Here is a 21,310-nt window from a genome sequence, read left to right on the forward strand (position 1 = left end):
CCGGCAGGTGGCCGGACGACGTGGAAACCATTCCTGTGCCGTGGCCGCGTACGACGGCGTGGAGGTCGCCTTCAACTGTGACGACCGCTACGGGTCGAGGCCGGCTGACCGTCACACGGTCTTCGTCCACGTCGACAAGTGGGGCGACCTTCCGCGCGCCGAAAAGCCGGCCGCCTTCCTCGGCGGGAACGTACTGGGGGATGACCAGCAAGGCTGGTGAAGGGGCGGGCACGTGTCCGGTGCGCAGAGCCCGGCCGCCTGCTCGATCTGTGCGAGGCCCGCGCCCGCCCCCTCCGGGAGCCCGCTGCCTTCTGTGACCTGGGCGACGTGACCCGGGTGAGCTCTTTCTCATCGCGGCGGCGTTGCTATGCAACGAGGTGCATAGGAGCATCGTGAGCATGGCGCTCGAGCACGCGATCCTCGTTTCCCTGCTGGAGAAGCCGGGTTCCGGTTATGAGCTGGCCCGGCGTTTCGAGCGGTCCATCGGGTACTTCTGGACGGCCACGCACCAGCAGATCTACCGGGTGCTCAAGCGGATGGGCAGCGACGGGTGGATCGACGTCCGGGACGTCCCGCAGCAGGGGCGTCCGGACAAGAAGGAGTACTCCGTTGCCGACCCGGGCCGCAAGGCGCTCCACGCGTGGCTGCAGGAACGCACCGAACCGGAGAGCGTGCGGCACGACCTGGCGGTGAAGGTCCGCGGCGCCGCCTTCGGCGACCCGGCCGGTCTCATCGGCGAGGTCGAGCGTCACCGTCGGGCGCACGAGGACCGCCTCACCCGCTATCTCGCGGGCCAGGCCCGCGACTTCCCACAGCAGCCGCCGTCGGACGGAGCGCCCGACGCCGAACAGGAGCTCCAGCACGTCGTGTTGCGCGGCGGCATCGCGTACGAGCGCATGATGATCGCCTGGCTGGACGACGTCCTCGCCACACTCGCCGGATTCGCCTCCGGTCGCTGACCGGCCGAACAGGCTTCCGACCCCCTGTCCGCAGACCACACCCACTCCTCTCAGCCGAAAGGCGGCATCCATGGCCGACGCGCTGCTGTTCAACCCGCGCACCTACGACCCCGCGCACTTCGACCCGGAGACCCGCAGGTTGCTGCGCGCGACCGTCGACTGGTTCGAGGAGCGCGGCAAGCGCCGTCTGATCGAGGACTACCGCAGCCGCGCGTGGCTCGGCGACTTCCTCGCCTTCGCCGCCAAGGAGGGGCTCTTCGCGTCCTTCCTCACTCCCGCCTCCGCCGCCGCGGAGGGAGAGGCCGACAAGCGCTGGGACACCGCCCGCATCGCCGCCCTTAACGAGATCCTGGGCTTCTACGGCCTGGACTACTGGTACGCCTGGCAGGTCACGATTCTCGGCCTCGGACCGGTCTGGCAGAGCGACAACGGAGCCGCCCGTTCCCGCGCCGCGGAACTGCTCTCGCAGGGTGAGGTGTTCGCCTTCGGCCTGTCGGAGAAGTCCCATGGCGCCGACATCTACTCCACCGACATGCTCCTGGAGCCCGACGGCGCGGGCGGTTTCCGGGCCACCGGATCCAAGTACTACATCGGCAACGGCAACGCCGCCGGACTCGTCTCCGTGTTCGGCCGCCGCACCGACGTCGAGGGCCCCGACGGCTATGTGTTCTTCGCCGCCGACAGCCGCCACCCGGCCTACCACCTGGTCAAGAACGTCGTCGACTCCTCGAAGTTCGTCAGCGAGTTCCGCCTCGAGGACTACCCCGTGGCCGAGGGCGACGTCCTGCACACCGGCCGCGCCGCCTTCGACGCCGCGCTCAACACCGTCAACGTGGGCAAGTTCAACCTGTGCACCGCATCGATCGGCATCTGCGAGCACGCGATGTACGAGGCGGTCACCCACGCCCGGAACCGCATCCTGTACGGCCGTCCCGTCACCGCCTTCCCGCACGTGCGGCGCGAGTTGACCGACGCCTACGTGCGGCTCGTCGGGATGAAGCTGTTCAGCGACCGCGCCGTCGACTACTTCCGCACCGCGGGCCCCGACGACCGCCGCTACCTCCTCTTCAACCCGATGACGAAGATGAAGGTGACCACCGAGGGCGAGAAGGTCATCGACCTGATGTGGGACGTCATCGCCGCCAAGGGCTTCGAGAAGGACAACTACTTCGCCCAGGCCGCCGTGGAGATCCGCGGACTGCCGAAGCTGGAGGGCACCGTCCACGTCAACCTGGCGCTGATCCTCAAGTTCATGCGCAACCACCTCCTCGACCCGGTCGCCTACCCGCCCGTCCCCACCCGCCTCGAAGCGGCCGACGACGACTTCCTCTTCCGCCAGGGCCCGGCTCGCGGCCTCGGCTCGGTGCGCTTCCACGACTGGCGGCCGGCCTTCGACGCGTACGCCCGCCTCTCCAACGTGAGCCGGTTCCGTGAACAGGCCGACGCCCTCTGCGAGTTCGTACGCACGGCCGCTCCGGACGAGGAGCAGGCCCGGGACCTCGACCTGCTCCTCGCCGTCGGGCAGTTGTTCGCGCTTGTCGTCCACGGGCAGCTGGTCCTGGAACAGGCAGCCCTGACGGGACTCGACGAGGACGTGCTCGACGAGCTGTTCGCCGTCCTCGTACGCGACTTCTCCGCGCACGCCGTGGAACTGCACGGAAAGGACTCCGCGACCGAGGGGCAGCAGCTCTGGGCGCTCGGCGCGGTCAGGCGCCCGGTGGTGGACGCGACGCGTTCCGAACGCGTCTGGCAGCGTGTCGAGGCTCTGTCGGGCACGTACGAGATGATGCCCTGAGACCGCGGACTCGAGGGACGTCCCGAGCAGGGCCGGCCGTGCCGCTGAGCCGAGGTGACGCAGCACGTCGACTCAGCGGGTCGCGGAAGGCGTCCGCCGGGGGCGTCGAGGCACGCCGTCGCGTTTCGGCGCTCGACGCGGCCGCCCGGTGGGGGTCGTGGTGATGATGTCACCATGACCATCACCTTCCGGATCCCCGCGACCGGCGCAGAACTCGTCGGGTTCTCGTACTCGCCGTCGATGGAGGCGGTGCTGAGCCTGCACGTGCTGGTGGAACCCAAGCACCATCCCGTCCAGCACGCCTGGGTACGGGCCATGCGCAGGCTGTCGCCGGCGCTGAAACGCGAGATCGACGCGTTCTCCTTCGCCTTCCGGTCCTACTTCCCGGAGTTCTTCTTCCCGTCGCCCACGGGAGAGCTCCTCGGCTTCGAGGACGAGGTGCGACGGCTGCGCTCCGTCGACCCGGAGCTGGTGCAGCTGGAGTTCGCCGTCGCGCTGGGCGGTCAGCCGTTGGGCGGCGGGGCCGGGAGGAATCCCGCCGCCCTCGACGAACCCGAGGTCCGCCGTCGACTGGACGATCTGGCGGGGGCGGCGGGCGATCACCGGCTGGCCGGGCTGCTGCTCGATGAGCCCGCCGCGCTGCTGGAGCGGTTTCTGCGGATGCTGGAGCACTACTGGGAGGAAGCGTTCTCCCACGAGTGGCTGCGCATCGAGCCGGCTCTCGCCGAGAGCGTCGCCGAGGCCGGTTCGCAGATCGCCGAGCACGGTCTGTACGCCCTGTTCCGCGGCCTGTGGCCGGAGGTGCGCAGCGACCCCGAGGCCGGACGGGTCCGGCTGGAACGACCGCACGATCACGACGTCGAGATCACCCCGGAAAGGCCGCTCGTCCTCGCCCCCAGCGCTTACGTATGGCCGCACGTTCGCGTCAACTGCGACGGCCCCTGGCCGCTCGGACTGGTGTTTCCCGCGTCATCCATCGCCCGGGAGGCCCGCCCGCGCATCCCCCCGGCGCGACTCACGGGAATCCTGAGGGCGCTGGCCGACGACACCCGCCTGCGCACCCTGCGGCTGATCGCCGAACAACCGCGCAGCACGCAGGAGCTCGCCCCCCTCGTCGGCATCACCGAAGCCGGTCTGTCCAAGCAGCTGCGCGTGCTGAGCGAGGCAGGTCTGGTCGAGCGCCGTCGCGAGGGCTACTACGTGCTGTACCGGCTGGTCCCGGAGCAGGTGGCAGCCCTCGCGCCCAGTCTGGAGGCCTTCCTGCACGCCGGCGACCCCACTGATTAGCGTCATTCTCAATCAGTTGATCAGGTGCGCCGCTCGTTCCGACAGTAGGGGGCATGACACTCCTGAAGGACCGGGACTTCCTGCTTCTGTTCGCAGGTCAGGGCATTTCACGTTTCGGCGACGGCATGTTCACCGCCACCACCGCCTGGCTGGCCTGGTCGCTCACCCATGATCCGGCGGCCGTGGCGCTGGTCACCGTGGCCGCGTACGCGCCGGCGTTTCTGACGACGTTCGTCGCCGCTTCCTACGCCGACCGCTACGACCGGCGGCGTCTGATGATCCTCACGGACCTGCTCCGGGCGGCGCTGGTGGCCGTCGCCGTGGGTCTGTTCGCGTTCGGATCGATGAACCTGACCGTGCTGGTGGCGGCGACAGCGTTGCTGGCGCTGGTCGGAGCGCCGTTCGCTCCCGCCCGCAACGCCATCGTGCCGCAGATCGTGCCGCCCGCACTTCTGCAGCAGGCCAACGGACTGCTGCAAGTGGCTTTCCGCGCCGCCTTCTTCGTGGGTCCGCTGGTGCTCGCGCCAGTGCTTGCCGTCGCTTCCCTGACGGCCGCTGTGGCACTGAACGGACTGACCTTCCTGCTCTCGGCGGCCGCCGTCGCCGCACTCCGGGTCCGTGCTCCCGTCCGCAGCCGTCAGGCGGGGCTTCGCTCCGACCTGGCAGCGGGCCTGCGAGCAGTTCGCTCCCAGCCGGACGTACTGCTGGTGATCGTGACGTTCGTCCTCGCTCTCACCCTCACCAGCGGCTTCCTGACCGTCGGCCTGGTGGCCCTGGTGGGACAGGGCGGCGAGTACGGTCTGCTGCTGGGCGTCGCCGGGCTGGCGGAGGTCGCCGGAGCCCTCCTCCTTTCCCGGGTTCCGATCCGCAGACTCGCGCTGGCCGCCGTGCTGGCCTGGGCCCTGCTGGGTGTCTTCCGGCTTCCGCTGGGCCTGGCCACCTCTCCGATCGTGGCAGCCGCTCTGCTCGCGCTGACTGGGCTCGCCTCCGCGCTGACCGACATCCCGCTGATCGCACTGGTGCAGCAGCGCATTCCGGACGGCCACCTCGCCAAGGCGCTCGGTCTGTGGGAGGCAGGCATCGCCGGCGCCCTCGCCGTCTCCCCGTTCATCGCGTCGACGACCATCTCCCTGGTCGGGGCGAGGGCGGCCTTCATGCTGTCGGGGGCAGCCCTGGTAGCCCTTGCCCTGGTGGCCGCCACGATCCTCGCCGCGACGACGGCCAAGCAGCCCGGCCTGCCGGACGGCCGGACGGGCACTTCGGATCGAGACCACCGCGGCTTCATCCCCTTGCCCGAAGGGGGAGGCTCTTCGCCGCGCTGAAGGGGACGGGGAAGCGCTCGGCGACGTCCCTGCGCGGCCTCCGCCCCACCGCGGCGCCCTTCGGCGGGATCAAGCAGTCCTGCCTGTGTCGCGAGGGCGGGCCCCAGGGCCTCCACGGAAACCAGCAGCCCAAGGACCGTCGAAGGACGAGGCAGGCGCGCCCACGTCGGTGAGACGCGTGAAGAAATACGACACGCCCTGTCGGGTTTTGGGGTGAGCATGGTGTCACCGGACGGCGCCGAGGGCGGACGCGGACGGACCGCAGCGACAGAAGAGGACACTCATGGGATTGATGCGCGACACCTCGACACCGGATCTCCACGGAAGGATCGCGCTGGTCGCGGGCGCCACGCGGGGCGCCGGGCGCGGCATCGCCGTCCAGCTCGGCGCGGCAGGCGCGACGGTCTACGTCACCGGCCGCACCACCGCGTCCCGACGCTCGGAATACGACCGGCCCGAGACGTTCGAGGAGACCGCGGAACTCGTCACCGCAGCGGGCGGAACAGGCATCGCGGTGCCGACCGACCACCTGGTGCCCGAGCAGGTACGGGCGCTGGCCGAGCGCATCGGCGACGAACAGGGGCGGCTCGACGTCCTGGTCAACAACGTCTGGGGCGGCGAGCGGCTGTTCGAGTTCGATAAGCCGGTGTGGGAGCACGACCTCGACAACGGGCTGCGGCTGCTCCGGCTGGGCGTGGAGACCCATGCGATCACCAGTCACTTCCTGCTTCCCCTGCTGGTGCGGCGACCGGGGGGCCTCGTGGTCGAGATGACCGACGGCACGGCTGCCTACAACGCGGCGAACTACCGGAACTCGTACTTCTACGATCTGGTCAAGAACAGCGTGCTGCGCATGGCGTTCGTGCTCGCACACGAGCTGAGGCCGCACGGTGGGACGGCGGTGGCGGTCAGTCCGGGCTGGATGCGCTCAGAGATGATGCTCGACGCCTTCGGCGTCACGGAGGACAACTGGCGTGACGCGCTGACCAAGGTGCCGCACTTCTGCATCTCGGAGAGCCCGGCGTACGTCGGACGCGCGGTCGCGGCGCTGGCCGGCGACGCCGACGTCGCCCGCTGGAACGGCCGGTCGCTGTCCAGCGGGCAACTCGCACGTGAATACGACTTCACCGACCTCGACGGGTCACGACCGGACTGCTGGCGCTACCTGGTCGAGGTCGCCGACGCGGGCAAGCCGGCGGACGCGACCGGCTACCGGTGACGCACAGACCGCGCACGGGCGTCATGGGAGGCGTTGACCGGACCCGCGGTCTCGGGCCGGGGCCGAACACCTCACGGAACCCCTCGGACACACCGTCGGACTCAGCGTGACGACACCCCGCTCCCTGAGGTCCTGACACGGTTGGCGGACGAGATGCGCCGGGCCACGCAGGAGCTGCGGAGCCGATGCTGAGGTGACGGCTCGGCCGGGGAGAAGGCGGGTACCGGGATGCGCGGTCCGACTACGGGCCGACCTGGTGCAGCAGTGAATGCAGGAGACCCTTCATCCCTTCCTGGGAGACGAACCGCAAGGTCGGGTCCTGGCCGTCCGGTTCCTGCTCCCACCACCGGGGCAACTCGACGTCGAGCATGTTGTCGGCGTACCAACGGCCGAAATCCTCGCCGTCGAGCAGAAGGACGGCCCAGGGCAGCAGACGATGGACGAGCGGGGAGTCCGCCCCTGCGTGTGCGGGCCCGCCGGAACGTCGGAGGGCGGCCTGCAGCGCGAGGAGACGCCGTTGCTCGGCGCTTCCGGCCTTGCTGATATGAGGCTTCCGGAGTGACACGGCGCCCAGCAAGGCCGCTGCCATGCCCAGCAGGAGAGCTGTGGAGGTGTTCCCCCTCCACAGGTGGAACACACCGGCCAGTACGGCAATCGCCATGCTGCACAGCACGTAGTACTGCCGGGCCAAGTAGCCGCGCTCACGGACGGCCTTGGTGACGCCCTGCTGAATCTGCGCGAGGCTGATCCTGGTACCGCGGAGGGAGGCGGGCGGACCGGGTTCGCGCCGGAGCCGCAGCTCGCCTTCCCTGCCGAGTATCGCGTCCAGCAGGACGGCTCGGTCCGGGGGAAGCCCGGCCGTGGACCGGGTGCCGGGGAGTATCACGTAGCCGTCTTCGTCTGCCGTCACTCGCAGATGGCCGTCCTCGGCGAGTGCCACGGTTTCGCTGCTCACGACCTGCATCGGATTCTTGCACCCGACCAGCCAGCCGCCGACCAGACAGCTCGACTCAGGCATCTCTGCCTCCGTGCCTGCACCCTTCACCCGTCCCCCTCGTGATCGCACCGAGGCTGGGACGGTACCGAAACCCGGCGGAACGAGGGAAGTTCACCGCGCATCGTGCCCTGGGCGGGGGAGTGGGCCGCAGGGCGGCAGGTACGCTCCGATCATGACGGCATCTCCCACGGCTTCCCAGGCGACCAACCGGCCGACCGCACTGTGGGCCGCTTCCCTGGCCTCGCTGACGGCCACCGTGGTGAGTTGGGCGCTGTGCTGGGTGAACGCCTACGTCGTCCACGACGATCTGCCGAACTCCTGCAGTGACCTGCGCCGGCAGAGTTTTCCGCCGGAGGTGGCGTGCGCGTCCGCCGACGGCACGCTCACCGGTGCGAACGCCGACTGGATCGAAGTCGTCTTCTTCGCCTCGCTCGTGGCGTTCCTGCTTCTGGCAGGCATGACGCTGGCGCTCGCGGCGCTCCGCAGGAAGTGACTTCTGCGGACTGCCCGCCGGCACGGACCGGCGGGCAGTCCGGCGGGCGGTGCGGATGTGTCCGAACACCGCCGCCAGGTCTTTGCCCCTGTCAGAGCTCGAACGCATATGCGCGGTGTGATGGAAGGCGCGCCGGCGAGGCGCCCGGGCTTCGCGCGCCCCGAGGTGCGCGCCGAATGCGCTCTGCCAAGCGGAGTCGGCCGTACCTTACCTTCACATCGCAGGACAAAAAAGCGGTCACCCTACCACCTCCGAAGGAAGTGGGACAGGTACGCCGTACGTACTGCATTCGTCCGGGAAGGCTCTTTCGCCGAGTTGGGGGACGTTATGGACATGCGTTATGAAGCGTATTCGTACGCGGACAAGACGTTCTACGACTCACCGGTGCGGTGGGCGACCTCGGAGGAGTTCGCCGCGGTGGGGGAGCCGTTACCTGCCGGCTGGCTCGGCTCCGCGAGAGAGGTGTGGGTGGGGCGTACGCCCGCCGCCGTCGAACTGCCGGACCAGGGCTGGAAGATCCATGTGTCGGCCTGCCTGGACAACGCGGAGCACATCCTCTCCGTCGTCAGCTCCTACTGCCTCCAGCACAACGTGGCCTACAAGTTCCTGCGCAGTCCCGCCCTGGTGCAGACGCAGAACGCGAAGTACGCCTCACGCGGGTCCAGCGGCAAGTTCATGACCCTCTACCCGGTCGACGAACCCGAGCTGGAACGATGTCTCACCGACCTCGACGAGGCGCTGGCCGGCCTGCGGGGACCGTACATCCTGAGCGATCTGCGATGGCGCAACGGGCCGTTGTACCTGCGCTACGGCGGATTCACCGAGCAGTTCTGCCGGTCGGACAGCGGCGAGCTGGTCCTGGCCCTGCGCGAACCGTCCGGCCGTCTGCGCCCCGACGTACGGCGCGCCGTGTTCGAGGTGCCCGACTGGGCCCCCGTCCCCGCTGTGCTGGCGCAGGCACTCGCCGACCGGGCCGCCACGAGCATGGCCGACCTCCCCTACACCGTGGAACGGGCCCTGCACTTCTCCAACGGCGGAGGCATCTACCTCGCACGACACGCCTCCGGAGGCGACCAGGTCGTCCTCAAGGAGGCCCGCCCGGACGCAGGTCTCGATCAGCGCGGCGACGACGCCGTGTCGCGGCTCGGCAGAGAGCGCGACATCCTGCACCGGCTGAAGGGCGTGCCCTTCGTTCCCGCCGCACTCGGCTACCACATCGCCTGGGAACACCACTTCCTGGTACAGGAGTACATACCCGGTGAGCCGCTGAACAGATGGTTCGGCCGACGCTACCCCCTGATTCATCCCGACCCAGGGCCCGGAGCGATCGAACGCTTCCGGGACGAGGCACTGGACGTCCTCGCGAAGATCGAGGAAGGGCTGCGCGCCATCCACGCCCGCGGCGTCGTCTTCGGGGACCTCCACCCGCGCAACCTGATAGTCCGTCCCGACGGCCAGGTGTGCTTCGTGGACTTCGAACTGGCCTCGCCCGCCGACGACTTCGTCAGACCGGGGCTCGGCGCGGCAGGCTTCGCAGCCCCCGCCGACCTCAGCGGGTACGCGATCGACGACCACGCCCTCGACGCCCTCCGGCTGTGGATCTTCATGCCGCTCATCCAGCTCACCGCGCTGGACACCGGCAAACGCGACCAGTTGACCCACGCCGCCTGGAGACGCTTCGCGCTGCCGGCCGCGGCGGAGCACGGCCGGCCGAGCGTGCCCACCCCGACGCCGGCCGCCTCGCCCTCCTTTCCGGCGTCGCACGCCGAAACGGACTTCGGCAGACTGGCGAAACTGTTCAGCGGCGATCGCGCGGACTGGCCCGCCCTGAGGGATTCCCTAGCCGCGGCCATCGGAGCAAGCGCCACTCCGGAGCGCACCGACCGCCTCTTCCCGGGCGACCCCGCCCAGTTCACCCACGACGGACTCGGCCTCGCCTACGGCGCCGCAGGAGTGCTGTGGGCTCTGCACACCGTGGGAGCGCCCGTCGCCGGCGACCACGTCGAATGGCTGCTGGAAGCCGTCGCACGCAGACCCTGCCGGCCCGGTCTCTACACCGGAGCCCACGGCGTGGCGTTCGCCCTGGACCGCCTCGGCTGCACCCAGCAGGCGCACAACCTCCTCGACCGGCTGCTCCAGGAGCCGCTCGACGGACAGGGCAGCGACCTCGCGGGCGGCCTGCCCGGCATCGGACTGACGCTGCTGCACTTCGCCGACACCGTGTGCGACGCCTCCTTGCAGGCCACCGCACTCGACGTCGCCCAGCGTCTCGCGGCCCGGCTGCCGGCCGAGGGCGCCGCCCCCGCGTCCGGCACACGTCCCGGACTCCTGCACGGCCCGTCCGGCGCGGCCCTGTTCTTCCTGAGCCTGTACGACAGCACCCGGGACACCGGTCTGCTCGACCTGGCCGAGCGAGCTCTGCGCCTCGATCTCGCCCGCTGCGTACTGGGCGACGACGGGACCCTCCAGGTCGACGAAGGCAGCCGGGTGTTGCCCTACCTGGAGACGGGCAGCGCAGGCATCGCCGCCGCGCTGCACGCGGCACTGCGTCACCGTCCCGATACCGGACGACAACGCAGTCTGGAGCAGATCCGCCGCGCGGCGGAGCCCGAGTTCATCGTGCAGCCCGGCCTGTTCAACGGACGAGCGGGACTGATCCTGCTGCTCCAACTGCTCCGCGACGGCACCGGCACCGGCACCGGCGACGACGATCCGGTGATCCGACGGCACATCCGTCGCCTCGTGTGGCATCTCATCCCCCACCAAGGCCACGCGGCCTTTCCCGGCGAGCAGTTGCTGCGCCTGTCGATGGACCTCGCCACCGGCTCCGCGGGCATCCTGCTGGCGCTGGGATCGGCTCTCGCCGACACGCCGGCGCTGCCCTTCTGGACCGGACGCCGAGTCGCGGCCCCCGAGGCCCCCCAGACGCAGACGCAGACGCAAACACAGCCTCAGACCCGGACGCAGGCACCGCTGCCGGCGCTCTGACCTCTCCCGCGGCCCGTCCACGACGGTCTGCCCGCCGCGCACCGCCGCGGCCCCCGCGACATCCGACGTCGCGGCCCAGAGTTTCCGGCGATCGCCGGAAAGCACCCATCACAGTGACAGGAGATCACCATGTCCATCCTCAGCCTGCAGGCCCTGGAGACGCCCGAGGAGACCACCGAGTACCTGTCGGTCCTCAGCTCCCTGTCGGCGGTCAACTGCACCAACAGCACCGTCAGCACGCTGCTGTGCCTCTGACCGCACCGCCCGGGTCGTCCCCCTCCCCGCGGTGGGGTGAGCCGACCCGCTGAACAGAGCCGGCCCGGGCTGAGGGACAGCCCGGGCCGGCGTTCTGTGCCGCCCCGCCGACCTTACGACGAGCGCCCGTAGGAGCCAGCATGGGACAGGATCGCCGCCACCTGCCGCAGTGGCGCGCAACCCCCGATCGTACGTCCTGGACCGCCGCCGCGCGCAGCGCCCGGACGCCGCGCAGCCCCGCACCGGACTGCGCCCGGCCGTGGGTGTGGCCCCTCCTCCTCGCCTCCGCGGTGGCCGTGAGTTCGGTCGCCGCGCTGGTCCTGCCCACCGTTCTCGCCGCAGCCGTCGACGAGGCCCTGTCCACCGGCGCCGGGCAGGGCCTCCTCACGGTCGCCGTCGTCCTCGGTCTGCTCACAGCGGGCGAGATCCTCGCGCAGTACGCGGGCCCGCGAGCCACCGCCGAGGCGACCGCCCGACTGCGCTCCGCGCTGGTGCGACACGTCATGAACCTCGGCCCGCACCCCGCCGGACCGACCTCGACCGGGGAGCTCGTGGCCCGTCTCACCGCGAGCGCCGGCGAGGCCGGCCTGAGCGCCCAGGCCGCCGTCTACGCCATCGCCCAACTCGCCATGGCCGCCGGCTCCGTGCTGGCCCTGGGGCTCCTCGCCCCGGAACTCGCCGCCGCCTTCCTGATCACCGCGCCCGCGGGCTGGCTGCTGCTGCGCCGCCACCTGCGACGCACCGTGCGCCGCGGCGAGGGCTACCAGAGCGCGCAGGCCGCCGTCGCGGCCCGGCTGCTGGACGCCCTGGCCGGTCACCGCACCATCGCAGCCGCCGGAACCGTCGAGCGCGAGATCGAGCGGGTCCTGGCGCCGCTGCCCGAGCTGGGCCGGCACGGACGCGCCCTGTGGGACAGCCAGCGCCGCGTCGCCTGGTCCACCGGGCTGCTCGCTCCGGCGACGCAGATCACCGTGATGGCCGTCGCCGGCTACGAACTCTCCACCGGCGCCCTGGATCCCGGCGACCTCGTGGCCGCCCTCGGATACGCGACGCTGGGGCTCGGCGGCTTCGGTACCGCCCAGAGCCTGCTGGACCTCGCCCGCGCCCGCGCCGGACACCAGCGGGTGCTGGAAGTGCTCGCCGTTCCCCGGCATCCGCCGGGCCTGCGCGGTCTGCCCCCGGGGCCCGGACGCGTCGAGCTGCGCGGCATCACCGTACGCACCCCGCGGGGCGCGATTCTCGACGGACTCGACCTCGTCCTGCCCGCACGGCGGCACGTGGCACTCGTCGGCCGCTCCGGCGCGGGAACGTCCCTGCTCGCGGCAGTGGCAGGCGGACTCAGAGCCCCGGACCTGGGCGTCGTCTCACTCGACGGCATGCCCCTGGACGAGATCCGTCCGGCCGACCTGCGCGCCGCCGTCTCCTACGCCTTCTGCGACCCGGAGCTCACCGGTCCCACGGTCCTGGACGCCCTGCGCCCCGTCGGGCGACTTCCCGAAGAGCGGGTCCACGCGGCCGCACGCGCTGCGCAGGCCGACGGATTCGTGCGCCGACTGCCGGCCGGGTACCACACCCCGCTCGCCGACGCGCCGCTGTCCGGCGGCCAGCGCCAACGCCTCGGGCTGGCGCGCGCCCTGGCCCGCGACAGCCGCCTGCTCGTCCTGGACGACGCCACCTCCAGCCTGGACTCCGCCACGGAGGCCGCGGTTCTTCGCGCCCTGGACGACTCGTACGGTGACCGCACCCGGCTTGTCGTCACGCGCCGCACGGCCACGGCCGCCCGCGCCGACCTGGTGGCATGGCTGCACGAGGGCCGCATCGCAGCCCTCGCCCCCCATCGCGAACTGTGGCGGCTGCCGGCCTACCGCACCCTGTTCGACGGCCTGGAGGACGCCGATGAGGGCGCGAACGAGGACGCGGATGCGATTGCGAACGAGGTCGCGAATGACTGACGTGGAGCACCGGCCGCGCGGGGAACGCCTTCGGGGACCGGCGACGCATCGACGCACTCCCACTGCGGCCGACCAGGCCGAAACGTCCCGCCCGCATCCCCCGCATGCCTCCTCTCTCACCGCGGCCCACGGAACGGCCGTGCGCCTGCTCCGCCACGCCCTCGCCGCCAACCGTGCCGCCGCGTTCCGGCTGACCTGGTGGACCCTCCTCTCCGCCGCCCCGGCGCTCGTCTGCGGCAAGGCCCTGGCCTGGGCCGTCGACCGTGGCTTCCTGATGGACCGGCCCCGCACGGCGGCCTTCGCGCTGGGCGTGTTCGCCCTGAGCGCCCTCGGCGGGGCCTGGGCGAGCCGGCAGAGCTATCCGTGGCTGGCCGAGATCGTCGAGCCGCTGCGCGACCGGCTGCTGCGGGACGTCGTCACGGGCGTCCTCCACCGCGCCGTCGCCCCCGGCGCCGCTCACGACGACGGCGCGGCCGTGGCCGTGGCCCGCCTCACCCGGCAGGTGGAGGCCGTCCGCGACGCACTGGCCGGGCAGCTGATGCTGCTGTGGCAGTTCGTCCTGACGGTCGCGGCCGTCATCGCGGGCACCGCCGTCCTCTCACCGGCCGCCGCCCCCCTGGTCGCCGCACCTCTCCTGGTCGCCCTCGTCCTCTTCGCCGTCCTGGCGCCCGCGACCGTACGCAGACAGCGGGCGGCCTTCGACGCCGAGGAGACACTCGCCGGCCGTGCGGTCGCCACCGTCACCGCCCTGCGCGACATCGTCGCCTGCGGGGCGCACGACCACGCGCAACGAGAGGCCCTCGACGCGGTCGGCGGGCATCTTCGAGCCTCCAGAGCCCTGGCCGCGGTCTGCGCGCTGCGGCGGCTGATCGTGGCCCTGGGCGCGCACAGCCCCCTCCTCCTCGTCGTCCTGGCCGCACCGCGTCTGCACGCGCGCGGGGTGACCGCCGGCGAGATCGTGGGCGTCCTCGCCTACGTCCTGGCCACCCTCGAACCCGCGATCCGTCTGCTGGTGCAGGGGCTCGGCGCGTCCTGGCTGCGGCTGGCCGTGGCCGCCGAACGGCTCGCCGAGGCCGCCCGCCGCCCGGATCCCGGTCCGGACCACGGGTCCGCCCTGCTGCCCCGCGACGGCTCGGTGACGTTGTCGGGCATCGTCTTCGCCTACGGCACGGACGCCGAACCGGTCCTCGACGGGCTCGATCTGACGATCGCCGACGGCGAGCACCTGGTGGTCGTCGGTCCCTCCGGCATCGGAAAGTCGACCCTGGCGGAGGTGCTGGCCGGCATGCTGCCGCCCGACCGCGGACAGGTCGTCCTGGGCGGCGCACCCCTGGAACACATTCCCCCGCGAGAACTGGCCCGCGCCCGGGTCCTCGCACCGCAGAGCCCCTACGTCTTCGCGGGCACCCTGCGCGAGAACCTCTGCTACTTCGTCCCCGACACCACGGACGCCGCCCTGGCAGAAGTGATGACCGAACTCGGGATGGACCCGTTGGCCGAGCGGCTCGGTGGGGCCGACGCGCTTGTCGAGCCGGCCGCGCTGTCCAGCGGGGAACGCGCCCTCGTCGCCCTGGCCCGCGCCTATCTGTCCGGCGCCAGGTTGGTCGTCCTCGACGAGGCGACCCGGCACCTGGACGCGGCGCTCGAACGACGGGTGGAAGTGGCGTTCCGCCGTCGGCCCGGCACGGTCGTCACCGTCGCGCACCGCCTGTCCCTCACCCGCGGCGCGGACCGGGTCCTCCTCCTGGACGGAACGCGGCCGAGCACCGGCACCCACGACGCACTGCTCGCCGAAGTCCCGCTCTACGCCGACCTGATGGGCCACTGGCGAACCGGCACGGCCGACGGCGCCGGCGCCGGCCGCACCGGCGTCCGCCGCTCCGGCGCAGGGCTCAACACCCCGGGCGCAGCATCAGATCACTCATCGTCGCGTCCTGCGGAACATCCAGCGCCATGACCACGGCGGCCGCCACCGACGCCGGACGCATATGATCCTGCGGCGCATAGGGCAGACCGAACTGGTCGTGCAGCTTGACCTGCATGGGAGTGTCCGTCTCCCCGGGATACACCGTGGTGACCCGCACACCGTGCGCGTACTCCTCGGCCCTCAGGGACTCCGCCAGCGCCTTCAGGCCGAACTTCGACGCCGCATAGGCGCTCAACCGCGGCGGCGCGTGCACGCCCGCCCCCGAGTTCACGAAGATCACATGGCCGCGTCCCCTGCGCAGCGCGGGCAGCAGCAGTCCGGTCAGCTCCGCCGGGGCGACGAGGTTCACCGCCAGCGTGTCCTGCCAGACCGCAGCGCTCAACTCGTCCACGCGACCCGACTCCACCACGCCGGCCGCATGCACGAGTGAATCCAGCCGTTCGGGTAGCGCGCCGGCCGTCAACCGGGCGCGGATCGAAGCCGGTTCGGACAGATCGGCCGCCACCGTCCGGCTCGCGGGGAACCGCTCACGCAGCTCCCGCGCCCGTGCCTCGTCCCGCGCCAGCAACCACAACTCCTCCCCCCTGGCAGCGAACGACGCCGCCACCGCCGCGCCGATCCCCGAACCAGCACCTGTGATGAGGTGAACTCCCATAGCCTGATACATACCCTAAATACTGATCACATCCCTTTGCGCACAGGCGAGTTGAGGGCACACAGGCGCACGACGAGGTCGCAGCGCGGGAGGGGGCGTGCGCCGTGCCCCCGTGCAAAGCGGTGCGGATCAGGGGCGGTGCGCAGCGTCGTATCGGGCGCGTGCCGTCCCCTATTACGGGTCCACCGAACGGCTGCTGGCGGAATCCCGACTGCCGTTCACCGTGCTGCGCTTCAAGGTGTGGGTCGAGATGCTGAACCTGGTCGGAGTGGCCCCTCGGGCCGTGGCCAATGGAGTCCTGCCCAGCAACAGCCGGGACGGACGCACAGGCCACGTCACCCGCGACGACAGTGCCGCGGTGGCCGCCGCCGTCCTGGCCGAGGGCGGCAGCCAGGGAGAGATCCTCGAGGTCACCGGGCCGGAGGCCGTGACCGACGCCAGCATCGCAGCAGCGCTGTCCGAGTCCACCGGTCGCCGCATTCGCTACGACCGGGCCGCCGACCGCTCAGCCGCTCAGCCGCTCAGCCGCACCGGCAAGATCGTCTCAACTGCCGTCCCGGACAGGGCCATCAGTGCCGATCCACCTCATCCGGCATCCATTTCGACTATCGAGTGATTGCCCCTATCGTCGGTTCATCATGTCCGGTCACCTGTCGGGGGAACACACCGAGTGAACAGACGTACCAAGGTGCTCCGCGCCCTGGCCACCACCAGCGCGGTCGCCGGGCTGATCACAACGACCGCCGTGGTCGACACGGCCAGTGCAGCGGCGGCCGGTCCGACCCCATCGCGCTGGACGGCTGCGGCAGCACGGCAGTTCTGGACCAGCGAGCGTATGGCCGAGGCGAAGCCGTTCCCTGACGTCCCGGGGATGCCCTCGTCACCGCGGGCTCTTCCCGCCCGCCTGACGGGCGCACACCCGACGAGCTCGCACTTCGGCGGGCTGGCGATGATCGGGCGGATGTATATGCAACGCCGCAGCGGCTCCTACTTCTGCACCGCAAGCGTGATCAACAGCCCGCACCGCAACATCGTGCTGACCGCCGGACATTGCCTGGACTCCAGGACCGGCAGCAATGCGATGGCGTTCGTGCCGCAGTGGACCGCGGCCAACCCGCGACCGCACGGAATTTTCCCTGTCCGCACCGACTCGGCAAACCGCAGCAGGATCTGGATCGATCAGCGCTACTACGACCGCGGGCACGCCGAGGGCGCGCCGTGGGATGTCGCGTTCGTCCAGGTCGATGCCCGCGACGACGGCAAACAGGTACAGGACGTCGTTGGCGGCAACACCCTGGCCACCGGGCGCGGTTACGCCTTTGCCCGTGTCAGGCTGATCGGCTATCCGGGCTCGGATCGCCAACCGCTGACCTGCACCAACTCCACGAGACGGTTCACACCCACGGACCACACCCCGGGGTCGTATCTCCGCATTGCCTGCAACGACTACCGGCCCGGTACCAGCGGCAGCCCGTTCCTGGCGAACTTCGATGCGCGCACCGGGACGGGCGAGGTGGTGGGGAGCATAGGCGGCTGGAAGACGGGTGGGCCCACCGCCGACGTCTCCTACAGCCCGAACTTCGGCTCCGACCTCAAGCGTCTGTACAACGCGGCGGTGGCCGGCTCCCCGCCGGCCCGGCCCCGCACCCTGCCGTAGGGACGCGAGCGGCCCAAGTAGGTCAGCCCCACGGTCTCCGGCTGCGACCGCCACTACGGCAGCGCGAACGTCTGCGTCCCGACGGCCTTCCCGGCGGGGTCGAGAGGACGACGGCGGCCCGCTGCGCGTGGCTGAAGAAGAACGACTTCGATTGCCTGAGGTCAACGGCAGGGGCGATCCGCTGCGGCTGGACCGGGACAGGGACGGCGTGGTGTGCGGGAAGGGGGACCTACGCGACGCTGACGAGCAGTGGTCGCGACCGGACGCAGCTACCTGAGGCCCATGGCCCGGTACTCGGCGGACCATCCGCCGGGTGCTGGGCCTTGTCGCGGGCGAGGGATCGGTCGAGGGCGTCGTCAGGCGGTCTCCCCGGTCAATGCGCCCGTGGCCCGCTGCTGGACTGCGGCCGACCGGCGGAGGAAGTCGAGGATCACGTCGAGCTGCTCGTCGGTGTAGTCGGCGTAGAGAGCTTCGAGGCCGGAGACGAAGTCGGCGAACAGGGCGCCGAAGCTCGCCACACGGTCCCGCTCGATCTCGACGATGACCCGGCGGCCGTCGGCATGGTCACGTGACCGGCGGACGAAGCCCTTGCGCTCCAGCCGGTCTACCAGCCCGCTCACCGACGCGGGTGCCAGACCTGTGCGCGCGACGATCTCGCCTGCGGTCAACGGCCCCTCCCGCTCCAGCAGATCGAGGGTCTTCTCCTCCGTCATGCCCAGGCCCATCCGAGCGCCGACGGCGGCGTGGAACATCACCGCCGCGTTGCTGTGCTCGCGGCCGGCCTGATGCAGCGCGGCGAGCAGTTCGCCGCGTCGATCCGCATCGCTTGACACCCGTGCCATCCTCCTCTTAAATTTCGTTCGTACGAACTAAATAACTGTGTGTTACAGGATAGCATCCAAGGGGGCGGCGTCACAATGACGACGGCATTGATCATCGGCGGGGGGATCGGCGGCCTGACCATGGCCCTGGCACTGCGGCGCGCGGGCATCGAGCCGCTGGTCCACGAGGCGTACGACCGGCCCGACGACTACGTGGGGTTGTTCCTCAACACCGCCTCGAACGGACTCGACGCGCTACGCGCCATCGGTGTCGACCTCACCCGTCACGTGGACGGGGTGCCCATTCCCCGCATGGTCCTGTCGAGCGGCTCGGGAAAGCGGCTTGGCGAGGTCGCCAACGGCACCCGGCTGCCTGACGGTTCCGTGAGCGTGTGCGTCCGACGCGGCGAGCTGCAGCGGGCGCTGCGCGCGCAGGTCCTCGCGTGCGGCATCCCCCTCGTGTTCGGCAAGCGCCTCGACACCTACCGGACCCTGCCTACCGGGGTGGTCGCACGGTTCACCGACGGCACCGAGGCATCCGGTGACCTCCTGATCGGCGCCGACGGCATCCACTCCCGCACCCGGGCGCTCCTCGCCCCCGACGCGCCGGCGCCCCGCTTCACCGGACTGCTCAGCGTCGGCGGCTACAGCGAGGGCGCCGGGCTGGCCCCCACCACCGACACCCAGCACCTCGTCTTCGGCAAGAGGGCGTTCTTCGGCTATCTGGTCCGCGAGTCCGGCGAGACCTACTGGTTCGCCAACCTCCACCGCCCCGGCGAACCGGACCTGCGGGACCTGGCCGCCATGACGACCGACAGGTGGCGGCGCCACCTCGCCGCCCTCTTCGCCGACGACACACCCGTCATCGGACGCGTCCTCGACCACCTTGTCGGGGAGGTCGGCGCCTACCCCGTGTACGACATCCCGACCAGCCCGGTCTGGCACCGGGGACCGGTCGCGCTGATCGGTGACGCCGTGCACGCCACCTCCCCGTCCGCGGGCCAGGGTGCGTCGATGGCCGTCGAGGACGCCGTCGTACTCGCCCAGTGCCTGCGTGACGCGCCCGACACCACCACCGCGTACACGACGTACGAGCGCCTGCGCCGTCCGCGCGTGGAGAAGGTGGTGGCGTACTCCCGGACGCTGTCGAACAGCAAGACCGCCGGTCCGGTCGCCCGGGTCCTGCGGGACCTGATGATGCCCGTCGCGCTGCGGTACTTCGCCAACCCGGCATCGCACGCCTGGATGTACGACCACCACATCGACTGGGACCGCCCGGCGGCCGCCTGAGGGGCGCGCGACGCGTCGACCGCCGGACGCCGCTGAAACCGGACCTGCTCGGGATACCGGCGACCGTTGCCGTTGCCGTCGGGGTGGCCGGGGGCGGCCTGGCGTACGTCTCATCGGCGTCGGACGCCCCGCCCGCGAAGCGGCCCGCCAGATCGCCGGTCCGATCACTCAGCGGGCGGTCGGGCGGCGCCCGCCGCGCTGATCAGCAGCCGGCCCCTCGCGGCCAGCCTGAGCTGTTCGGGCGCCCGGGAGGGCGGTTTCCGCGACTATGCCGACCGGCAGGACGCGCGCCGCCGACCGCCGATGCCGTATCCCCGCCCGCGCCGCACAGAAGGTCACGGGCCGCGAGAGCAGGTACACCGGGCTGCTGCGCGCCAAGCCCGGCCCGCTCGGCGCCCGCAGGGAGCCCGTGCACGCCGAGCCCGCCCCCGCCTCGCCGCCCGGCTGCGCGCCGGCTTCGGCGCCGTGGGGGAGGAGACGGCCCGCCGAGTGGACGCGGCGGTGGCCTGGGCGGTGAAGGAACGCGAACTCGAGCACGCCCTGTTGTACACGCAAGGCGACCTCGTCGCCCGCGCACGCCTTCGGCCCGCCGTGAACGAACACGCCGCCGGCGAGCTCACGGTGCACGACGCGCCCCTTGGCGTTCGCCGGCAGCCTGCGGGTACCGGCTCTTCGGGTTCCCGGCGGACGGCGGTGAGCCCGACTCCGCAGCCTCTGTGAGTGTCTGGCCGGCCCGGGTGCGTGCGTACAGGACCTGCCTGCCTGCGCGGTGGGCGCTCACCAGGCCGGCGTTCCGCAGGGCGGTGAGGTGCTGGGACGTGCCGCCGGGCGTCAGGCCGGTACGGCGGGCGAGTTCGGTGGTGGATGCGGGAGCGGTCAGCTCGGTCAGGACCATCGCGCGGGAGCGGCCCAGCACCCCCGCCAGGGCGTCGGGGACGGTCGCGGGCCGGGTGTGCCAGAGCGTGCCGACGGCGCGAGGCGGATAGCGCAGCGAGGGTTGCCACGGTTCGTTGAGTACGGAGAAGACGCGTGGCCAGACGAAGACGGAGGGCACCAGCAACAAGCCCTGGCCGTCGAGCCGGCGCGCTCCGCGCACGGTGCGGTGATCCAGCTGCAGGGTGCCTTGATCCCAGGTGACCTGCGGGTCGAGGTCGGTGAGCAGGTGCTGCGCGCCGCCGTCGACCAGGCGGCCGGCGCGGTAGCGGATGTCGCCCTCCAGCAGCGTGAGAATGCTCGACCAGTACGGGGCCAGCGCCAGCTCCCAGTACGCCTCGATCGCGTCTGCCAGCCGCGCGAGCTCGGCGGCCGGATCGCCGCGCAGCGCCGCCATCCTCGCTTCCGGCACCTCGGCCGTTGTGTGCAGAAGCGCCGGCGGCATGGCCCGCACCGTGGCGAGCTCCATCTCCAGCGACGGCAGCGGCGTCGTGGGCGCCGGGCAGATGAACCCCGGGATGCGGCCGGCCCAGGGCGAGCGCACGGGCACCGGGACGAGGTCGAACAGTGGGCTCAGGTCGAGACCGGCCGCCGCCAGCCGGGGACGTACCTGGTCCGCCCAGGTGCGGTGCAGGCCGTGTTCGTCCGCCCCCTTGAGCACCCTGACGCTTGCCACCACCTCCCACAGCGGGGAGATCGCGAAGCGGGTGCGGGCCACGTCCTCCATGGCGAATTCGATCTCGATCATTCAGCCCAGCGT

The 21,310-nt window shown here is 71.3% G+C and carries 18 protein-coding genes and 1 pseudogene; 15 read left to right on the forward strand and 4 right to left on the reverse strand.

Annotated elements, in window-relative coordinates; genetic code table 11:
• The first annotated feature begins 40 nt into the window (after nucleotides 1-40).
• The 6 genes from ACH4ZA_RS32290 (at nucleotide 41) to ACH4ZA_RS32315 (ending at nucleotide 6,582) form a co-directional block, all read left to right on the forward strand.
• Nucleotides 41-220 (forward strand): hypothetical protein, encoded by a 180-nt coding sequence (locus ACH4ZA_RS32290; protein ID WP_398432787.1) that lies wholly within the window; start codon nucleotides 41-43, stop codon nucleotides 218-220.
• A 178-nt stretch (nucleotides 221-398) separates the two neighbouring features.
• Nucleotides 399-959 carry a PadR family transcriptional regulator gene (locus ACH4ZA_RS32295; RefSeq protein WP_398432857.1) on the forward strand — a complete coding sequence of 187 codons (561 nt, stop codon included), beginning with the start codon at nucleotides 399-401 and terminating at the stop codon, nucleotides 957-959.
• A 70-nt stretch (nucleotides 960-1,029) separates the two neighbouring features.
• Nucleotides 1,030-2,754: an acyl-CoA dehydrogenase family protein gene (locus tag ACH4ZA_RS32300; RefSeq protein WP_398432788.1), complete on the forward strand. Its 1,725-nt coding sequence runs from the start codon at nucleotides 1,030-1,032 to the stop codon at nucleotides 2,752-2,754.
• 174 nt (nucleotides 2,755-2,928) lie between these two features.
• Complete coding sequence (locus ACH4ZA_RS32305; protein ID WP_398432789.1) at nucleotides 2,929-4,041, forward strand: DUF5937 family protein; 1,113 nt, start codon at nucleotides 2,929-2,931, stop codon at nucleotides 4,039-4,041.
• A 53-nt stretch (nucleotides 4,042-4,094) separates the two neighbouring features.
• The gene (locus ACH4ZA_RS32310) at nucleotides 4,095-5,363 is read left to right on the forward strand and encodes an MFS transporter (RefSeq protein WP_398432790.1); all 1,269 of its coding nucleotides are present in this window, start codon (nucleotides 4,095-4,097) and stop codon (nucleotides 5,361-5,363) included.
• Nucleotides 5,364-5,646: 283 nt separating this feature from the next.
• The gene (locus ACH4ZA_RS32315; protein ID WP_398432791.1) at nucleotides 5,647-6,582 is read left to right on the forward strand and encodes an SDR family oxidoreductase; all 936 of its coding nucleotides are present in this window, start codon (nucleotides 5,647-5,649) and stop codon (nucleotides 6,580-6,582) included.
• A gap of 241 nt (nucleotides 6,583-6,823) precedes the next feature.
• Here ACH4ZA_RS32315 and ACH4ZA_RS32320 read toward each other — a convergent pair whose 3' ends face one another.
• Nucleotides 6,824-7,600: a hypothetical protein gene (locus tag ACH4ZA_RS32320; RefSeq protein ID WP_398432792.1), complete on the reverse strand. Its 777-nt coding sequence runs from the start codon at nucleotides 7,598-7,600 to the stop codon at nucleotides 6,824-6,826.
• Nucleotides 7,601-7,751: 151 nt separating this feature from the next.
• On the opposite strand from ACH4ZA_RS32320, the gene ACH4ZA_RS32325 reads away from it, so the two are divergent.
• The 5 genes from ACH4ZA_RS32325 to ACH4ZA_RS32345 all read left to right on the forward strand — a co-directional run bounded on the left by ACH4ZA_RS32325 (nucleotide 7,752) and on the right by ACH4ZA_RS32345 (nucleotide 15,224).
• Nucleotides 7,752-8,072 carry a hypothetical protein gene (locus ACH4ZA_RS32325; protein ID WP_398432794.1) on the forward strand — a complete coding sequence of 107 codons (321 nt, stop codon included), beginning with the start codon at nucleotides 7,752-7,754 and terminating at the stop codon, nucleotides 8,070-8,072.
• A gap of 333 nt (nucleotides 8,073-8,405) precedes the next feature.
• Nucleotides 8,406-11,060 carry a class III lanthionine synthetase LanKC gene (gene lanKC, locus ACH4ZA_RS32330; protein WP_398432796.1) on the forward strand — a complete coding sequence of 885 codons (2,655 nt, stop codon included), beginning with the start codon at nucleotides 8,406-8,408 and terminating at the stop codon, nucleotides 11,058-11,060.
• Nucleotides 11,061-11,189: 129 nt separating this feature from the next.
• Nucleotides 11,190-11,315 carry a SapB/AmfS family lanthipeptide gene (locus ACH4ZA_RS32335; RefSeq protein WP_020127262.1) on the forward strand — a complete coding sequence of 42 codons (126 nt, stop codon included), beginning with the start codon at nucleotides 11,190-11,192 and terminating at the stop codon, nucleotides 11,313-11,315.
• Nucleotides 11,316-11,455: 140 nt separating this feature from the next.
• On the forward strand, nucleotides 11,456-13,267 hold the full coding sequence (locus tag ACH4ZA_RS32340; protein ID WP_398432798.1) for an ABC transporter ATP-binding protein: 1,812 nt from the start codon (nucleotides 11,456-11,458) through the stop codon (nucleotides 13,265-13,267).
• Nucleotides 13,268-13,406: 139 nt separating this feature from the next.
• Nucleotides 13,407-15,224, forward strand: coding sequence for an ATP-binding cassette domain-containing protein (locus ACH4ZA_RS32345; RefSeq protein ID WP_398432800.1), 1,818 nt, complete (start codon nucleotides 13,407-13,409; stop codon nucleotides 15,222-15,224).
• Here the strand turns inward: ACH4ZA_RS32345 and ACH4ZA_RS32350 are convergent.
• Nucleotides 15,160-15,849, reverse strand: coding sequence for an SDR family oxidoreductase (locus ACH4ZA_RS32350; protein ID WP_398432802.1), 690 nt, complete (start codon nucleotides 15,847-15,849; stop codon nucleotides 15,160-15,162). The genes ACH4ZA_RS32345 and ACH4ZA_RS32350 overlap by 65 nt on opposite strands.
• Nucleotides 15,850-15,946: 97 nt before the next feature.
• On the opposite strand from ACH4ZA_RS32350, the gene ACH4ZA_RS32355 reads away from it, so the two are divergent.
• The 3 genes and pseudogenes from ACH4ZA_RS32355 to ACH4ZA_RS32365 all read left to right on the forward strand — a co-directional run.
• Nucleotides 15,947-16,465, forward strand: coding sequence for a hypothetical protein (locus ACH4ZA_RS32355; protein WP_398432803.1), 519 nt, complete (start codon nucleotides 15,947-15,949; stop codon nucleotides 16,463-16,465).
• 54 nt (nucleotides 16,466-16,519) lie between these two features.
• Nucleotides 16,520-17,506 carry a trypsin-like serine peptidase gene (locus tag ACH4ZA_RS32360; protein ID WP_398432804.1) on the forward strand — a complete coding sequence of 329 codons (987 nt, stop codon included), beginning with the start codon at nucleotides 16,520-16,522 and terminating at the stop codon, nucleotides 17,504-17,506.
• A gap of 21 nt (nucleotides 17,507-17,527) precedes the next feature.
• Nucleotides 17,528-17,783, forward strand: a pseudogene (locus ACH4ZA_RS32365) (hypothetical protein); the annotation flags it as partial.
• Nucleotides 17,784-17,862: 79 nt separating this feature from the next.
• Here ACH4ZA_RS32365 and ACH4ZA_RS32370 read toward each other — a convergent pair.
• A complete protein-coding gene (locus ACH4ZA_RS32370) occupies nucleotides 17,863-18,348 on the reverse strand; it encodes a MarR family winged helix-turn-helix transcriptional regulator (RefSeq protein ID WP_398432805.1) in 486 nt (161 codons plus the stop codon).
• A 75-nt stretch (nucleotides 18,349-18,423) separates the two neighbouring features.
• Between ACH4ZA_RS32370 and ACH4ZA_RS32375 the strand changes: the two genes are divergently transcribed.
• Entirely contained in the window at nucleotides 18,424-19,617 is a 1,194-nt protein-coding gene (locus tag ACH4ZA_RS32375) for an FAD-dependent oxidoreductase (RefSeq protein ID WP_398432806.1), read from the forward strand.
• Nucleotides 19,618-20,233: 616 nt separating this feature from the next.
• Here ACH4ZA_RS32375 and ACH4ZA_RS32380 read toward each other — a convergent pair.
• Nucleotides 20,234-21,298, reverse strand: a complete 1,065-nt coding sequence (locus ACH4ZA_RS32380) for a DUF5937 family protein (RefSeq protein WP_398432807.1) — start codon at nucleotides 21,296-21,298, stop codon at nucleotides 20,234-20,236.
• Nucleotides 21,299-21,310 lie beyond the last annotated feature (12 nt).

Origin of the sequence: Streptomyces sp. NPDC020597 (genome assembly GCF_044335095.1) — a bacterium.
GTDB lineage: Bacteria > Actinomycetota > Actinomycetes > Streptomycetales > Streptomycetaceae > Streptomyces.

Bases quoted from the DNA above. Each gene is read 5' to 3' on its own strand.
- ACH4ZA_RS32335 (WP_020127262.1), top strand. From the start codon at position 11,190: ATGTCCATCCTCAGCCTGCAGGCCCTGGAGACGCCCGAGGAGACCACC.
- lanKC (WP_398432796.1), top strand. From the start codon at position 8,406: ATGCGTTATGAAGCGTATTCGTACGCGGACAAGACGTTCTACGACTCA.
- ACH4ZA_RS32310 (WP_398432790.1), top strand. From the start codon at position 4,095: ATGACACTCCTGAAGGACCGGGACTTCCTGCTTCTGTTCGCAGGTCAG.
- ACH4ZA_RS32380 (WP_398432807.1), bottom strand. From the start codon at position 21,298: ATGATCGAGATCGAATTCGCCATGGAGGACGTGGCCCGCACCCGCTTC.
- ACH4ZA_RS32300 (WP_398432788.1), top strand. From the start codon at position 1,030: ATGGCCGACGCGCTGCTGTTCAACCCGCGCACCTACGACCCCGCGCAC.
- ACH4ZA_RS32340 (WP_398432798.1), top strand. From the start codon at position 11,456: ATGGGACAGGATCGCCGCCACCTGCCGCAGTGGCGCGCAACCCCCGAT.
- ACH4ZA_RS32370 (WP_398432805.1), bottom strand. From the start codon at position 18,348: ATGGCACGGGTGTCAAGCGATGCGGATCGACGCGGCGAACTGCTCGCC.
- ACH4ZA_RS32375 (WP_398432806.1), top strand. From the start codon at position 18,424: ATGACGACGGCATTGATCATCGGCGGGGGGATCGGCGGCCTGACCATG.
- ACH4ZA_RS32315 (WP_398432791.1), top strand. From the start codon at position 5,647: ATGGGATTGATGCGCGACACCTCGACACCGGATCTCCACGGAAGGATC.
- ACH4ZA_RS32295 (WP_398432857.1), top strand. From the start codon at position 399: ATGGCGCTCGAGCACGCGATCCTCGTTTCCCTGCTGGAGAAGCCGGGT.
- ACH4ZA_RS32320 (WP_398432792.1), bottom strand. From the start codon at position 7,600: ATGCCTGAGTCGAGCTGTCTGGTCGGCGGCTGGCTGGTCGGGTGCAAG.
- ACH4ZA_RS32350 (WP_398432802.1), bottom strand. From the start codon at position 15,849: ATGGGAGTTCACCTCATCACAGGTGCTGGTTCGGGGATCGGCGCGGCG.
- ACH4ZA_RS32305 (WP_398432789.1), top strand. From the start codon at position 2,929: ATGACCATCACCTTCCGGATCCCCGCGACCGGCGCAGAACTCGTCGGG.
- ACH4ZA_RS32325 (WP_398432794.1), top strand. From the start codon at position 7,752: ATGACGGCATCTCCCACGGCTTCCCAGGCGACCAACCGGCCGACCGCA.